General features: G+C 60.6%; 16 protein-coding genes. 7 read left to right on the top strand and 9 right to left on the bottom strand.

The genetic code is table 11. From position 1 onward, the window contains the following. Positions 1–44 precede the first annotated feature (44 nt). Positions 45–977, bottom strand: coding sequence for an AraC family transcriptional regulator (locus tag AC27VU_RS06750; protein WP_488723796.1), 933 nt, complete (start codon positions 975–977; stop codon positions 45–47). 243 nt (positions 978–1,220) lie between these two features. Between AC27VU_RS06750 and AC27VU_RS06755 the strand changes: the two genes are divergently transcribed. Together AC27VU_RS06755 and AC27VU_RS06760 are read left to right on the top strand one after the other, a co-directional pair. Further along, complete coding sequence (locus AC27VU_RS06755) at positions 1,221–2,417, top strand: MFS transporter (RefSeq protein ID WP_488723730.1); 1,197 nt, start codon at positions 1,221–1,223, stop codon at positions 2,415–2,417. 121 nt (positions 2,418–2,538) lie between these two features. Further along, complete coding sequence (locus tag AC27VU_RS06760) at positions 2,539–3,267, top strand: type 1 glutamine amidotransferase (RefSeq protein ID WP_488723731.1); 729 nt, start codon at positions 2,539–2,541, stop codon at positions 3,265–3,267. On the opposite strand, the gene AC27VU_RS06765 is transcribed toward AC27VU_RS06760, so the two are convergent. The 3 genes from AC27VU_RS06765 to AC27VU_RS06775 all read right to left on the bottom strand — a co-directional run bounded on the left by AC27VU_RS06765 (position 3,264) and on the right by AC27VU_RS06775 (position 5,620). Then, complete coding sequence (locus AC27VU_RS06765; RefSeq protein WP_488723732.1) at positions 3,264–3,620, bottom strand: hypothetical protein; 357 nt, start codon at positions 3,618–3,620, stop codon at positions 3,264–3,266. The two genes, AC27VU_RS06760 and AC27VU_RS06765, sit on opposite strands and share 4 nt — an antisense overlap. A 465-nt stretch (positions 3,621–4,085) precedes the next feature. Further along, entirely contained in the window at positions 4,086–4,925 is an 840-nt protein-coding gene (gene yghU, locus AC27VU_RS06770) for a glutathione-dependent disulfide-bond oxidoreductase (RefSeq protein ID WP_488723733.1), read from the bottom strand. A 74-nt stretch (positions 4,926–4,999) separates the two neighbouring features. Beyond that, positions 5,000–5,620, bottom strand: coding sequence for a LysE family translocator (locus AC27VU_RS06775; protein ID WP_103485879.1), 621 nt, complete (start codon positions 5,618–5,620; stop codon positions 5,000–5,002). Positions 5,621–5,808: 188 nt separating this feature from the next. On the opposite strand from AC27VU_RS06775, the gene AC27VU_RS06780 reads away from it, so the two are divergent. Further along, entirely contained in the window at positions 5,809–6,714 is a 906-nt protein-coding gene (locus AC27VU_RS06780; RefSeq protein ID WP_488723734.1) for a LysR substrate-binding domain-containing protein, read from the top strand. Here AC27VU_RS06780 and AC27VU_RS06785 read toward each other — a convergent pair. The 3 genes from AC27VU_RS06785 to AC27VU_RS06795 all read right to left on the bottom strand — a co-directional run bounded on the left by AC27VU_RS06785 (position 6,707) and on the right by AC27VU_RS06795 (position 9,018). Further along, on the bottom strand, positions 6,707–7,159 hold the full coding sequence (locus AC27VU_RS06785) for a hypothetical protein (protein WP_400505473.1): 453 nt from the start codon (positions 7,157–7,159) through the stop codon (positions 6,707–6,709). The genes AC27VU_RS06780 and AC27VU_RS06785 overlap by 8 nt on opposite strands. A gap of 84 nt (positions 7,160–7,243) precedes the next feature. After that, a complete protein-coding gene (locus AC27VU_RS06790) occupies positions 7,244–7,636 on the bottom strand; it encodes a GFA family protein (RefSeq protein ID WP_045122797.1) in 393 nt (130 codons plus the stop codon). 410 nt (positions 7,637–8,046) lie between these two features. Next, positions 8,047–9,018, bottom strand: a complete 972-nt coding sequence (locus tag AC27VU_RS06795; protein ID WP_488723735.1) for a LysR family transcriptional regulator — start codon at positions 9,016–9,018, stop codon at positions 8,047–8,049. 127 nt (positions 9,019–9,145) lie between these two features. On the opposite strand from AC27VU_RS06795, the gene AC27VU_RS06800 reads away from it, so the two are divergent. Next, entirely contained in the window at positions 9,146–9,421 is a 276-nt protein-coding gene (locus AC27VU_RS06800; RefSeq protein ID WP_262143570.1) for a DUF2798 domain-containing protein, read from the top strand. Between the two features lie 8 nt (positions 9,422–9,429). Here the strand turns inward: AC27VU_RS06800 and AC27VU_RS06805 are convergent, their stop codons facing one another. Together AC27VU_RS06805 and AC27VU_RS06810 are read right to left on the bottom strand one after the other, a co-directional pair. Continuing rightward, positions 9,430–10,200, bottom strand: a complete 771-nt coding sequence (locus AC27VU_RS06805) for an APH(3')-II family aminoglycoside O-phosphotransferase (protein WP_400505469.1) — start codon at positions 10,198–10,200, stop codon at positions 9,430–9,432. Then, on the bottom strand, positions 10,163–11,122 hold the full coding sequence (locus AC27VU_RS06810; protein WP_201137356.1) for a LysR family transcriptional regulator: 960 nt from the start codon (positions 11,120–11,122) through the stop codon (positions 10,163–10,165). Before AC27VU_RS06810 ends, AC27VU_RS06805 begins: the two co-directional genes overlap by 38 nt. Positions 11,123–11,228: 106 nt before the next feature. On the opposite strand from AC27VU_RS06810, the gene AC27VU_RS06815 reads away from it, so the two are divergent. The 3 genes from AC27VU_RS06815 to AC27VU_RS06825 are packed head-to-tail and all read left to right on the top strand — an operon-like array spanning position 11,229 to position 15,436. Beyond that, complete coding sequence (locus AC27VU_RS06815) at positions 11,229–12,956, top strand: amidohydrolase (RefSeq protein ID WP_488723736.1); 1,728 nt, start codon at positions 11,229–11,231, stop codon at positions 12,954–12,956. 37 nt (positions 12,957–12,993) lie between these two features. Beyond that, positions 12,994–14,070, top strand: coding sequence for a C45 family autoproteolytic acyltransferase/hydrolase (locus tag AC27VU_RS06820; protein WP_488723737.1), 1,077 nt, complete (start codon positions 12,994–12,996; stop codon positions 14,068–14,070). 37 nt (positions 14,071–14,107) lie between these two features. Further along, positions 14,108–15,436 (top strand): MFS transporter, encoded by a 1,329-nt coding sequence (locus tag AC27VU_RS06825; RefSeq protein WP_488723738.1) that lies wholly within the window; start codon positions 14,108–14,110, stop codon positions 15,434–15,436. Positions 15,437–15,449: the final 13 nt, after the last annotated feature.

The following is a 15,449-nucleotide window of genomic DNA, read 5'->3' on the forward strand; positions in this document are numbered from 1 at the left end:
TGACACGCGGCGTGGCGCCTCACCGGTAAAGCGTGTTCTTTTGCTCAACTGGTCGCGTTGCCCAGCGCTTCTGCGGCGTATGGCTCGCCCCGCAGCAGCGCCATGTCACGACTCGGTGCGGTGCCGTACAGGCGTGCGTATTCGCGGCTGAACTGCGAGGGACTCTCATAGCCGACCGCAAACGCCGCTCGCGAAACGTCCAGACGCTCCATCAACATCAGCCGGCGGGCTTCGTTCAATCGCAGCCACTTCTGGTACTGCAGCGGGCTCATGCCGGTGAGCTGGCGGAAGTGGTGGTGAAAGGTCGGTGTGCTCATCTGCACCCGCGCCGCCAGTTCATCGATGCGCAGCGCCGCGCTGTAGTTGACCTTGAGCCAGTCGATGGCTTTGGCGATGCGATAACCCTGACCATCGACGGCAGTGATCTGCCGCAGCCGCGCACCTTGATCGGTATGGAGCAGCCGATAGTGGATTTCCCGCAGCACCAACGGCGCCAGCAGCGGGATTGCCTCGGGCTCATCGAGCAGTGCCAGCAGGCGTTCGAGCGCGCCTTCCAGCGCGCACGACATGTCGCCAATGCCAGCGCCTGCACCCGTGGATGAATGCCGCTTGGCCGGCAGGCCAACCTTGGTGATGACCTCGGCGAGCATGCTCACATCCAGTTTCAGCACCAGCCCGACACAGGGCTGTTCGGGGCTGGCAACCAGCACTTCGGAGTTGGCGGGCAGATCCAGTGAGGTGACCAGAAACCGCGAAGGGTCATAGCTGTAACCCTCACCCCCGACCCACAAGCGCTTTTCCCCACGGCCCACCAGAATCAGGCTCGGCTCGATCATGCACACGGCCGGTGGCGCCGGCTGATCGCGACGAAACAGCGACAGCCCGGGTATGGCCGTGGGGAAGTCACCCGGCACGCTCACGCGCGGGTCAATGTTCAACGCCAAAGGTGATTCGTGGCGCAGCGGGGTAGTGATCATGTCGGGCAACTCCTGTTGATCGAACTCTAGTCCGCTGAACAGACGTTTCCTATACATCACCCTGCATCCTCAGAGGATCAGGCAAGCATTCAAGAGGAATGCACTAGGGCAGAGGTCAATCGACCGGGAGAATGTGTCAAACAATTACAGGAGAGCCGCGATTCGACAACGCGATCCTGGCACCGTGAAAAACAGTGCGTCCGGGCAATCGCCCGGACGCCTCTCGCAATACAGGTAGTTCCCATGACTTCCCTTTCTACAGAGCAACGCGGCTGGAGCGCCGTGCTGGCCATGTCGTTGGCCGCCTTCGCGCTGGTCGCTTCAGAATTCATGCCGGTCAGTCTGCTGACGCCGATTGCCGCCGAACTGCACATCAGCGAAGGCCAGGCCGGGCAGGGGATTTCCGTGTCCGGGGCGTTCGCCCTGATGACCAGCCTGGTGATTGCAGCGGTCGCTGCTCGCGTCGAGCGCAAGAAGCTGTTGCTGGGTCTGACCTTGCTGATGATCGTCTCGGGGACGGTGGTCGCGTTCGCGCCGGGCTACCCTTCGTTCATGTTCGGGCGGGCCTTGATCGGTATCGCCATCGGCGGTTTCTGGTCGTTGTCGGCGGCGACCGCGATGCGTCTGGTGCAGCCTGATCAAGTGTCTCGGGCACTGGCCATCGTCAACGGCGGTAACGCGCTGGCGACGGTGATTGCCGCTCCGGCGGGGAGTTTCCTCGGCGCGTTGATAGGCTGGCGCGGCGCATTCTTCTGTGTGGTTCCGGTCGCTGCGCTGGCGGCTGTGTGGCTACTGATCAGCCTGCCGTCCTTCAAGCTCGAGCGTCAGGCCGGTAGCGGCAATGCCCTGCGGCTGATGAAGCAATGGCCGGTCGCCTTGGGGATGGTCGCCGTCAGCGTATTTTTCATGGGGCAGTTCATGCTGTTCACTTACCTGCGGCCCTTTCTGGAGGTCGTCACCGGGGTCAGCGTTGCAACCCTGTCGTTGATGCTGCTGGGGCTGGGGCTTGCGGGTTTCATCGGGACCTTTGTGATTGAACGATTCATCGCTGAAGGCCTGTACCGCACGCTGACGGTTATTCCGCTGATCATGGCGGTGATTGCGCTGGCCCTTGTGAACTTCGGCGCATCGCCGTTGCTCAGCGCAGTGCTGCTCGGACTGTGGGGGCTGGTCGCCACGGCGGCTCCCGTTGGCTGGTGGACATGGCTGGCGCAGACGCTCCCGGAGGATGCCGAAGCCGGGGGCGGCTTGCTCGTGGCCATTGTTCAACTGGCTATCGCCGCCGGGGCCATTGTCGGTGGCCTGGCATTTGATCTGAGCGGCTATAAAGCCACCTTCGAGCTGAGCGCTGCGGTGTTGGTGGTTGCGTCGGTGCTCGCGTGGTTAGCGGGGCGCAGTGCAGTTGAGGTTCATCTTGTCGAGTCGAACGTGACCGGTTGAGAGAAGTGAGAGAGTGATTGTGGAGTTGGCAGCTCAGCTCCAGCAACGGACTTGTCAATGACACCAAGTGTCATATAGTCTTTCGCGCATCACTCATCCGGCTCCTCACCAAGGATTTCCAATGAACGTTCATTTCGTGGTTCACGAAGCATTCGAATCGCCCGGCGCCTATGAAACCTGGGTTCGCGAACGTGGCCATGAAGCGAGCTATTCGCGGGTTCATGCGTTTGACGCGTTGCCTGCGAGTGTGGAGAACATCGACCTGCTGGTGGTGTTGGGCGGTCCGCAATCGCCGGCGACGAGCAAAGAGCAATGCCCGCATTTCGATGCGGCCGCCGAGTGCGATCTGATCGTCAGAGCGATCAACGCGAACAAGGCAGTGGTCGGCGTTTGCCTGGGTGCGCAATTGCTCGGCGAAGCGCTGGGCGCCACACATGGCCATAGTCCGGAAAAGGAGATCGGCAATTTTCCGATCACCTTGACGGAGGCGGGCAAGAGCAACGCCAAGGTTGCGCACTTCGGCGATAAGCTCGAAGTCGGGCATTGGCACAACGATATGCCGGGGCTGACGGCGCAGGCGAAGATCCTTGCCGCCAGTGAGGGCTGCCCGCGTCAGATTGTCGAGTACAGCGATCTGGTCTACGGCTTCCAGTGCCATATGGAGTTCACGCCGGAGGTCGTGGAGCGCTTGATTGCCGCGTCCGGCGACGAGTTGGCGGCGGCGGTGGATCGGCGTTTCGTTCAGCAGCCGGCGATGCTACGAACCCATGCTTATGAGCAGATGAACCTGAAACTGTTCGAGTTCCTCGACAAGCTGGTTGCGCAGTATCAGCAGCAGCGCAAGGGCTAGGAATACCTAGCCAGACGATTACGCCAGTTGCCACCGTGAGTGCGTTGGCATTCCTCTTCGGAGTCGAAACGCACGTTGCGGTCTGAAACAGGCACATCGATGTTGGCCTCATGCAGAGCAGCGGCCGTCAGTTCCTGGATGCGTGCCTTGGCGTCAGTCAGGGCGAGATTTTTGTCGGCTTCGGTTTCGAACACCCAGATGACTTTCAGGGTTTGAGCCAACGCGTTCAGGTCAGCGGTGTGGGTGAGCCAGGTGAAGCCTTTGATTTCGCCTTTTGCGGTCTCACACGCGTCAGTGAGCGTGGCAATCAAGCGCCGCTCGATTTGCGCCAGTTCACGTTTTCCAGGGGGCATTGCAGATCCTTCAGTGACAGTGGTGGTGTGGAGATGGGTTTATCCGGTGGGTCTTGCGAAACAGGGCATTGCGCGTCGCGCACTCATGTTGCTGTGGGAGCGGGCTTGCTCGCGAAAGCGGTAGGTCTGTGATGTGAGTGTTGACTGACCCGGCGCCTTCGCGAGCAAGCCCGCTTCCACAAAGATTGCTGCGATCCCGGATTCCCAAGTCCAGCACAAGTCCCACTGTAATTGCTGGGGCTCTCAAATCCTCATGTCCAACCCGAACCCCTGTGGGAGCGGGCTTGCTCGCGAAAGCGGTAGGTCTGTGATGCCAGTGCTGACTGAGCCGGCGCCTTCGCGAGCAGGCCCGCTCCCACAAAGATTGCTGTGATCCCGGATCCCCAAGTCCAGCACAAGTCCCACTGTAATTGCTGGGGCTCTCAAATCCTCATGTCCAACCCGAACCCCTGTGGGAGCGCGGCGTCAATCCAGATCGCTGGCCTGATGCCGTTCAGGAACTTGGCTGGCCTCGTCACCCCAGGTGCGATTGACGCGCTGGCCACGGATCACCGCAGGGCGTTGGGCGATTTCTTCTGCCCAGCGCTGCAAGTGCGTGTAATCCTGTGCCGATAGAAATTCAGCCGCCGAATACACGTTATTGCGCACCAGTTGCCCGTACCACGGCCAGACCGCGATGTCGGCGATGGTGTAGCTGTCGCCGGCCAGGTAGCGGCTCTCGCCAAGGCGCCGGTCAAGCACATCAAGCTGACGCTTGGCTTCCATGGTGAAGCGGTTGATCGGGTATTCGAGCTTCTCCGGCGCATACGCATAGAAGTGCCCGAAGCCGCCGCCCAGATAAGGCGCCGCGCCCATTTGCCAGAACAGCCAGTTCAGGGTTTCCGTGCGACCGGCGGGATCTTTCGGCAGGAAGGCGCCGAATTTTTCCGCCAGATACAGCAGGATCGAACCGGACTCGAACACCCGAATCGGTGGCTGCGCGCTGCGGTCGAGCAGCGCGGGAATCTTCGAGTTCGGGTTGATCTCAACGAAGCCACTGGAGAACTGATCCCCCTCGTTGATGCGGATCAGCCACGCGTCGTACTCGGCCTCGGTATGCCCCAGTGCGAGCAATTCCTCCAGGAGGATGGTCACCTTCACGCCGTTGGGCGTCGCCAGCGAATACAGCTGCAGCGGATGCTTGCCCACCGGCAACGTCTTTTCATGGGTCGGCCCGGCAATCGGGCGGTTGATGTTGGCGAACTGGCCGCCGGACGGCGCTTCGTGTTTCCAGACCTTGGGCGGTACGTAGGGCGCTTTACTCATGAAATGGGCCTCATCGTGGGTTTGCCGAGGGATACCTCGACAGGTATCAGACTCGACAGCATAAACGCTCTACCTCAGGACTGTGCAACCCCGGGAATCATCAAACACGCCGCCAGACCAATCAGTGCCGTACCAATCACCTTGTCGATGAGCCGCTGTTTTTCCAGCATCCGGCGACGTAATCGATCCGTTGAGAAAAACAGTGCAACCAGGCTGAACCACGCCCAGTGCGTGAACGACATGAACAAGCCATAGGCGAAGTTTGCTGTCAGGGAACTGCCTGGCTCCACCACCTGGCTGTACGCCGCCACCACGAACAGCATGGTTTTCGGATTCAGTGCATTGGTCAGAAAACCTGAGCAGAACACTTTCCAGGCGCGGGGTGCCGAAGCGCTCGCATCGGCAAATATCAGCACCGATTTATTGGTAAAGGATTTGATGCCCAGATAGACCAGGTAACCGGCACCCAGCAGCTTCATCATCCAGAACAGTACCGGCGATTGAGTAATGATCAGCGCCACCCCGAACACGGTGTAGAACACATGAACCTGCACGCCGCAGGCAATGCCCAGCGCAGCCAGCAAACCACTGCGCCGGCCATAGGCGTAACTGTTGCGGGTGACCATGGCAAAGTCCGGCCCTGGACTGATCACGGCCAGGATGGTGATCGCGATTACCAAAAACAACTCGTTCATTCCTGCTCTCTCCATGACGATATTTGCGCTACTCGAATTCACAGATGTCGAGCTTCGATCTGCCCAATGACCAACAGTCATTGATGCGAATCTGCTCCAGCGTCTGCGAGCGGCGCCATGATGGAGAAGTGTCTTCGGCAAAAAAAACGATTTATAGTCGCGAAAATCTGTGAGAAATCATCGCCTATATGAACCTTCCTCCATTGGCTGCCTTTCGCTTCTTCAATACCGCCGCCCAGACCCAGAGTTTTGTAAAAGCTGCCGAGCTGCTGCACGTTACTCATGGTGCGGTCAGCCGCCAGGTGCGCTTGCTGGAGGAGGCGATCGGCGTGGAATTGTTCGAGCGGCGCAATCGGGCGATCTTTCTCAACCACGCCGGGCGCTTGCTGTTCAATGTCACCGCGCCGATGTTCGAGCAGTTGGAAAGCGCTGTTTATCGTCTGCAACGCGAAGTCCACGATGACGTACTGGTGGTGTCCTGCGAGCCAACCATCGCCATGAAGTGGTTGATCCCGCGTTTGCCTGACTTCCACAGCGCGCATCCACAGTTGCAGGTGCAATTGCTGACGGCCGGCGGGCCCATCGACTTCGCCCGTTCAGGGGTGGATCTGGCGATCCGGCGCGACGATTTTCATTGGGACGAGACCGTGCATGGGGTGACCCTTTGTGAGGAGTGGATCGGCCCGGTCTGCGTGCCGTCCAGTCGTCCTGCAAGCGATCATTTGCGCGGTGCCTGCATGCTGCGCAGCAAGACGCGCCCACAGGCGTGGGATAACTGGCTTCGACTGGCCGACATGATCACTGTGCAGGTCAGTCGGGTCGACTACGAACACTTCTATCTGTGCATTCAAGCGGCGTTAGCGGGGCAAGGGATCGCCATGGCGTCGTTTCTGATGGTTCAGGACGAGCTCAAATCCGGCCAATTGATCGTGCCATTCGGCTTCATTCGCGACGGCTCGAGTTATTGCCTGTTATCGCCGCAACCCTTTGAGCAGAGCACCAATGCCATGGTTTTCCGCGAGTGGATCACCCAGCAGATGAGCGCCTGTAGCTGGCAGTTTCAAGGGGCTGATGATTCGCCCGGCGCTATTTAGTGATGCTGCCCTGACGCAGGTCCGCGCAAAAAATATCCACGCTGCCATCGGTCGCCGCCGTGCGCACTACCACGGAGTAATCGCCGGACAGCAACGGCGACAGGGCCACCGGCGCGCTCCGGGAAAACGTCCAGCCACGAATCGCCTGTCGTTCGGTATTGACCCTGTCGTTCAACGCATAGGCCACCGCTCCGGGTTGCTGGCAACTGCCCTTGTTGATGAAGGCATAAAGGCGCAAGGGCAGTGAGGTACCGCTCGGCGCGCCGCTGATGAAGAAATTGAAATTGGTCCGCTGGCCCCAGTCGGCCAACGTGACATTGCCGATCTGCCCGGTGTTCTGCCGGGTGGCGGTCAGCGGGAGGTACACGCTGGAGCCAGCTGACCCGGCGCAACCGGCGAGGCTGGTCGTCATCAATAACACCGCAAACGGGGTTGTGAGCTGCATTGCCGATCTCCTGTGGTGGGGAGTTGCAATGTTCCAGTTAAGCAGATCGACGCGGCGGCAGGAAACGAGACTCTGATCGACGGTTCAACGCTCGCGATGTGGCCAGTGATCTTGAATTTCATACCATGACGCTTTGGATGTCACCTCGACATGCTGCTGTTTACCGGGGGTGAAAGCGGTATCCAGTGTTCCCAGTGCTATCGAGATCCACTCCGAGAACTCGCCTTGAATGCGTGACCAGAACAACGAAGCGCCGCAGTGAGAGCAGAATTGGCGCAACACTGCTTCAGAGGATGGATAAGACTTGATGTCTTCGGTGCCCTCCAACAATTCAAGGTCCTTACGCAGCACGCTGCCATAGCTGGCAAATGCGGCTCCATGGCTTTTGCGACACTGCGTGCAGTGGCAGTGAGAAACCGCTTTTGGATTTGAGTTGATCTGGTATTTGACGGCACCGCAAAGGCAACTGCCTCGCAAGTTCCGAGAAGAGGTTTTTAGCGATTCCGGATCGAATGACGTGTTGGCAATCTTGCTGACCTCAGGTTCCAACTGCCATTGGTCACAGCGGTTGGTAATCTGGCGTAGAACCCATTCCTGCGGGCCAGTCCAGGAAAGCTCGATATAATTTCCTGCAAGCTCTCCGTTGGTGATCAGCAAACCTGCTTCCTCCGCAGGACCCGGGCACATGCCTCCGACAGCAAAAGGTACACGCGCAAGCATTAGTGCGTTGAGCAGGCGTATCAGTTCGACGTGTGAAGTGAACGCCATGTGGATTTTTCCGGCCGCAGCGCCGGCGAAAACCAGATTGCCGGTCATCGAATCAGTCGAGTTGATCGATGCCAGATATAAGGGGGGCTGACCATAGCCTTTTGCGTAGCGAGGAGTGTTCACTGCAAATCCTTTTCAGTGGGCGCGTGAAACGACGGAGCCAAAGCATCTTCGATCGGCCAGCGCCTCTTCAAGTGTTCCGTCAAATAATCCATGAAGGCTCTGACCTTTGGCGTCATCGCCGCTCGCTCCTGCACGCAGGCGTAGATGTCCATCGGTTCGACATAAGCGTGAGCGTCCCCCTGGAGATTTTCAAACAGTGGCACCAGTTGACCGCTCTCAAGATAAGGCGCGGCGACGAATTCGGCCAGGCGCGTAACGCCTGCGCCGTTGACTGCCATTTGCGTCAGAACATCGATGTCGTCGCTGATGGCGGTGGCGTTGATCGGGGCGTCGTAGTGCTCGCCGTTGCGGAGGAAACCCCAGCGCAGAAAACGCCCGTCCAATGGATAACGGAACGCCAGACAGGCGTGGTGTTGCAGGTCTTGCGGTGATTGCGGCACGCCGGCGCGTTCGAGGTAGGCGGGGGCGGCGCAGAAGATGAACGGCAGGGAAACAATCCGGCGCGCGACGATGCCGTCTTCCAGTTGCGGCTTGATCCGCAGGCTCAGGTCGATGCCGTCCTGGATGTGATTGATCTTGCCGTTGGTGGTCGACAGCTCGACCAGCAGGCGCGGATGCAGCGCGGCGAAACTGGCGAGCAACGGCGCCAGGACGTGGCGACCGAATGCGCTGGTGGAGGCGATGCTCAAACGCCCTTGCAGTTCGCTTTCATCGCTGACGATCGCACTTTGCGCCGACTCCAGATCAGCCGCGATGCGTCTGACCTTTTCGTAATACAGCGCACCATTTTCGGTGAGGGCCATGCGGCGGGTGGTGCGTTGCAGCAGTCGAACACCGAGGTGCGTTTCGAGGCGATTGAGGGTCTGGCTCACCGCGGCCGCACTGACACCCAGCGTCTTGGCGGCGCCGACGATGGAGCCGGCTTCGACCACTTTGATAAAACTGGCAATCGCCGCCAACAGATTCATCCGTGTCCCGCCGCGTGGGTTTGATTCGTAAGTTGTGCTTTATAAAGTACCTGTGGCGGGCCGTCTAGTTGCGCGCAGGGGGGCTTTGCTAAGGTGCCGACTCCCTGTCAATGGATGGAAAAGCCCTATGAATCAAAGAACCACCACCGATGCCTTGTATCTCAGCCGGCGCAAGCTGTCGCCGCGGGCGACACCCTATGTGTTTGCGTTGTACATGGCGACGATCATGGCGTTCCTGATGTCGCTGGTGATCACCGCCGCCAATTCCGGGATTGATAACGACTACCTGAGTAATGCGTTGCACGCTTACAAGCTGGCAATGCCGGTGGCCTTTCTGTGCATCCTCGTGGTGCGGCCGATTGTGATCAAACTGGTGGCGATGACGGTGCATCCGCATCGTTGATGCGTGCCTCAGAAAAACTCGTCGAGCAACTGATAGAAAGCGATTTTTCGTAGATCCGGTTGCACCCCATAAGCCTCGAAAAATGCCGGCACCCATTGCTCGCCGAGGTTGTAGGCGATGCTGTGGGCTGTCAGTGCAAGGTCCTGGAAACGGTCGGAAACGCCCAGCCGCCCGCAGTCGACGAAACCGCTGAAGCGACCGTGGTCGGCGAGCAGGTTGGGCAGGCACGCGTCGCCGTGAGTCACCACCAGGTCTTCGCTGTCCGGGCGCGCGGCCAGCATCTGCTCGAACAGCGCTTCGGCGCTTTGGCCGAGGCGCGAGTCGTCGAAATCCTCTTCGTCGATCAAACCGGCCAACAAGTGCTCGCGGGCAAGGGCGATTTTCGCGTCGAGGCGATGATCGAATGGGCAGTCTTCAATGTCGATTGCATGCAGCGTGCGCAAGGCATTCGCCGCCAGCGAGACGATTTGCTGCGGCGTGAGATGTTCGCTGCTGGCGAGGTCGCGTCCCGGTACAGCGGTCATCAGCAACCAGAAGCGCTCGCTTTCTTCGACGCTGTCGAGCACGCGCGCCGCTGGCAGATCCTGCTCCGCCAGCCATCGCAGGCGCTGCACTTCGCCAGGCAATTCGGAGAAGCTGATTCGCGGCTCTGATTTGACGAACAGCGGCGCTGATCCGGCGGGCGTCAGGCGGAACACATCGGCGCGGGATTCGCCGATGGTTTGCTGTTCGTAGCGGGTGTCAGCGAAACGCTGGCGCCATGTCTGTGGCAGATCCATTTTCATTCGTCCCTTGTGACAGTGGGCGCCAGTGCGCCTTCAAGAATTCGATAAACACTTTGACCTTGCGCGTGTTGCGCCGGTGGGCCAGATACAACACGTAAATCCACGGGCCGAATGCACTGGGCTCGCGCCAGTATTCGGGCATCACTTCCACCAGTTCGCCGCTAGCCAGATACGGCGCGGCGCTCCATTGCGGCAGAAACTGCAGGCCCTGGCCCTTCAGCAGGCAGGCCAGCAGGAAGTCGTAGTTGTCGCTGGCCACGCGTGGACTCGGCTGGGTCAGGCGAATCCTCCGGTCACCTTGCTTGACCCACCAGAAATGCCGGTTGAGCAGCGGGTGACGAAAGATCAGCCAGTCGTGCTGCTGATAGTTGTCCAGTGACACCTCTTGACCCTTGCGCGCCAGGTACGTCGGGCTGGCGCACAGCACCACCCGATTCTCGACGATGGGTTGGGCGATCACACCCGGCAGATCGATCGGGCCGTCACGCAGCGCCAGATCGTAACCGCCATCCACCGGATCGTCATAGCTGTCACTCAAGTCGACTTCCAGATGCACCTGTGGGTGGGCGTCGAGAAAGCGGCAGCAGACGTCGTTGAGAAACGCCGGGGCGAAGGAGGGCGGGGCGGTGATGCGCAAGCCGCCGCTCAATTCGTGCCTGAGCTGTTCGACACCCTCGCAGGCCAGTTGCAGTTGCATCAGCGCCTGCCGCGCGCCATCCAGATAAATCCGTCCGGCCTCGGTCAACGCCATGCGTCTGGTCGTCCGGTCGAACAGCCGCGTGCCGAGCTCTTCTTCCAGTTGCGCCACGGCTTTGGTCAGGGCCGACGGAGTCTTGCCGAGCACCTCGGCGGCGCGGCTGAAATTGCCGTGTTCGGCGGTGGCGACGAACATCGTCAGGGCACTCATCTTGTCCATTGATCTATTCCTGCTGGGCACAGAAGTTGTGCGCGAGGTGGCATTCAGTTATCGCCAAGGCTTGGATAGGCTTGCTCGCAGCCTAACAAAAATAACGAGAAGCCTCATGAAGCAGCTACTGATCCTGATGGTGTCATCGGCACTGGCCTGTGCCTCACTGGAAAGTCTGGCGTCCGCCGATCTGATCCTGCACGACGCCAAGGTCTACACCGCCGAACCCGGCCAGCCCTTGCAGCAAGCGGTCGCGGTGGAGAACGGCAAGATCCTCGCCGTGGGCACGGATGCGCAGGTGATGCGCCTGAAGACGCTGGCCACGCAAGTGATCGACCTGCACGGCAAAGTGCTGATGCCGGGCTTCATCGACTCGCATTCCCACACGATCAAGGGCGGTCTGCAGATGTTGCAGGCCAACCTCGACGGGCAACTGTTGCCGCTTGATCAACTGGAACAACGCCTGCGCCAATGGCGTCAGGACGGCAAGGCGCAGCGTGGGGATTTCCTCAGTGTAGGCGGGTTGCCGTCGACCTACTGGAGCGATATCGCCGCCCTCGAGCAGCGTTTCAATCAGGGCGAATGGGCGAACCAGCCGATCCTCCTGCTGGGCTGGGATCTGCACACCGGCTGGGCCAATCGGGCGATGCTTGAACGCGCCGGCGTCACGGCAGAGAAAGTTAAAACGCTCAAGGGCGAAGAGCAGGCAACCATCGGCCATCACTCCGACGGCAGCCCGGATGGCTTCCTCGTCGATGCCGGACTGTACCCGGTGCAGGCCTTGCTGCCGCCGCCGACCGCTGACACCTTACTGGCCGCTGGGCGCGCGGCGTTGAACTACTACAAGAGCCTGGGGATCACCGGATGGATGGACCCGCTCGCCAACGAAGTCCCGGGCAGTGACGTTACCAACAACTCGCTCGGTGTGTTGCCGACCTATAAAAAACTCTCGGAAAACGGCGAACTTACCGCCCACGTCGCGGCTCTGTTGATGGCGGATTCCAAGGCCAGACCGGCCGACCTCGATGAGCTGGACAAGGTGCGCCAACAGTTCCTCGGAGTCAGCAATCTGACCTTGCCGGGGATCAAGATTTTCGCTGACGGCGTGGCCGAAGTGCCGGCGCAAAGCGCGGCGATGCTCGAGCCGTACCGCAACTCGAAAAAGACCGGTGAGCTGCTGATCGACCCGGCGCACTTCGGCGAGCTGGTCAGCGCTGCCGATGCCCGTGGCTGGCTGGTGCACATCCACGCCATCGGTGACCGCGCGGTGCGTGAGTCGCTTAACGGCATCGAGCAGGCGCGCAAGGATCGTCAGAGTGGCATCGCCCATTCGATTACTCACCTGCAAATGGTCAACCCCAAGGAGTTCGCTCGTTTCAAGGCGCTGAATGTCATCGCCTCGATGCAGATGTTCTGGGCTGCCGCCGATGAGTCGAGCATGGACCTGGTCAAGCCTTACGTCAGCGCGATGGCCTTCATGTACACCTATCCGGCGCGCTCGCTGTTGAAGAACGGCGCGACCATCGCCGGTGCCAGCGACTGGCCGATCACCACCCCGGAGCCGTGGAAGGCGATCTATCAGGCCGTCAGCCGTAAAGGCCCGAAAGGCGTGCTCAACGCCGCCGAAGACATCGACCGTCAGGTCATGTTCCAGGCCTACACCCTCAACGCGGCCAAGGTGCTGCGCCTTGAAGACCAGATCGGTTCGCTCAAGCCCGGCAAGCAGGCCGACATGATCGTCCTCGACCGCGATGTGTTCACGGTCGAGCCCGCCGCTCTGCGCGACACCCAGGTGCTCACCACCTGGTTCGCCGGTCGCGAAATCTACCGCCGTAAACCGTGACGGCAGACCTTCAAAACGACAACAAGGAAATCTTTTCGTGAATGTTCATTGCTTCGTCACCGACACCCGCAATCCACAGATTCGCGGGCATCAGATTGGCACCACCTGGGCCGCGCAGATCCGCCAGACGGTGGCGCTCTATCTGGATTTCTTCAATCAGGTCGGTGTTCCCCTGGCACAGGTGCAGGCCATCGGTGAAGCCAGTCTGCAAACCCTCCAAGGCTGGTGCCCGAGCCTCGCCGAAGAGCTCGTCGCCACTGCTGAAGGTGCCGGGGTGCCGCTTTGGCAGCTCGCCAGTCTGAATGCTCGTACCGAGATTCTCGCCGTGATGCCGGCGTCCACCGAAGGCGAGTGCTCGACCGCCGTGTTCGCCCCCAACGGCGCATTGCCGCCGCGCAGCATCCAGACCTGGGACTGGCACGATTCGCTGGTGCCCAACGGGCTGATTCTGCAACTGACTACGGCCGCAGGCATGACGGTCAAACTGTTCACCGAGTTCGGCATGCTCGGCAAGATCGGCGTCAACAGCGCCGGGCTGGGCTTGCACTTCAACATCCTGCATCACGCCAGCGACAATGGATCTGCCGGGGTGCCGGTGCATGCGATTGCCCGGCGCATCCTTGAAGAAGCCAGCAGCGTTGACGAAGCGATTGCGCTGGCGCGTTCAGCGCGGGTCAGCGCCTCCACGGTGCTGACCGTGTTCTCCCGCGAGGACTCAAGCCCGCGTGCGGTGAGCATTGAAATGTCGCCAGCATTCACTGCAGTGGTGCGGCCCGATGCCGAGGGCTGGATCACCCACACCAACCATTTCCTCGATCCCGAACTGAGCCTCGGCGAGCGCACACCGGATGCCTCGACGACGTACGCGCGTTTCGATCACGTCAACGCGGCGCTGCAAAACATGGCCAGTGGCAACCTGAGCCATCGGGCAGACGCCATGTGCGGCGAGGCGGGTGAAGACGCGCCGATCTGCTTCCACCCTGATCTGAGCATGCCGGCGACCGAACGCTGGGAAACTCTGCTGACCATCGGCATCGACACCGAGAACAGCGTCCTCGAATACGCCGCCGGCAACCCCAAACAGCTCGCCCGAAACGGCTATCTGCGTTTCTGAATCGCGGCCTCCAATAAAAACAAAACGAGCAATGCACATGGCTACCGAGATTGATCGCAAGAGCGGTTCCCCGTCAGCGCTGAGGACGTTTTTCGTCTCCGGCATGGGCACCGCCCTGGAGTTCTATGACTTCGTGATATACGGCACCGCCGCCGCGCTGGTGTTTCCCCAAGTGTTTTTTCCGCAGATGGCTCCGCTGACCGCGACGCTGGTGGCGTTCGGAGCCTTTGGCGCCGGGTTCTTCGCCCGGCCCCTTGGCGGCATGGTGTTCGGGCATTACGGTGACAAACTCGGCCGGCAGAAAATGCTGGTGATCACGCTGCTGTTGATGGGCCTGAGCACGCTGTTGATCGGGTGCCTGCCGGGCTATGCAACCCTTGGTGCGGGCGCGCCGGTGTTGCTGGTGGTGCTCAGACTGGTGCAGGGTTTCGCCGCCGGTGGCGAGTGGGGCGGTGCGGCGCTGTTCGGCATCGAGTCGGCGCCGCCCGGGCGACGTGGGCTGTGGGGCAGTTTCACCAGCATGGGCATCGGTATCGGCGGGATTCTCGGTGCCGGGGTGTTCGCGATTGTCAGTGTCGCATCACACGATGACCTGGCCGGATTTGCCTGGCGCATTCCATTCTGGCTCGGTGGCGTGCTGGTGCTGATCGGTCTGTATGCGCGCCTGCACAAACCGCTTGAACAACCCGCCGAACCGCAGGCCCACGTGCGCATGCCGCTGCTTGAAGCGCTGCGTGCGCGGCCCAGAGCCATGCTGTTGTGCACCGGCATCGCTTTCGGCTACGTGACCATCGCCTACATCGGCAGCACGTTCTTTCTGTCGTATGCCACTCAATTGGGCTATGGCAGTACCGATGCGCTGGTATTCGACTTGTCGCTGTCGATCGCCATCGTGATCACCGCGCCGTTGTTTGCCTTGCTGTCCGACCGGATCGGCCGCCGCCAGGTGATGATCCTCGGCGCGCTGATCATGGCTCTCGGCTTCTTTGCGTTTTTCCCGCTGGTCGGCCTCAAGAGTCTGCTGATTTCTACCGCTGCCTACATCGCCATCGGTGCGTTCATGGGCGCGACGCAGGGGCCTATTCCGGCGTTTCTGGCTGAACAGTTTCCGCGGCACATGCGCTATTCGGGAATGTCGGCGGCGTATCAGATCGGTGCGGCGCTGGGCGGCGGGACCGCTTCCAGTGCAGCGACGGCGATCTTGATCGCGAACAACCACAACGCCTTCGGGGTGGCGGTTTACGGCGCGATCGCGCTGGGTATCGTGGCGCTATGCTCGTTTCTTCTGAAGGAGACGGCGCACCTGAGCCTTGCCCAAATCGATGAGGCCGAGTGGGCGCAGGCTGTACCCGTCGCCACTGGCTAATGGCAAAAACAAT

It is taken from the genome of Pseudomonas sp. 14P5.3.2 (assembly GCF_057799175.1).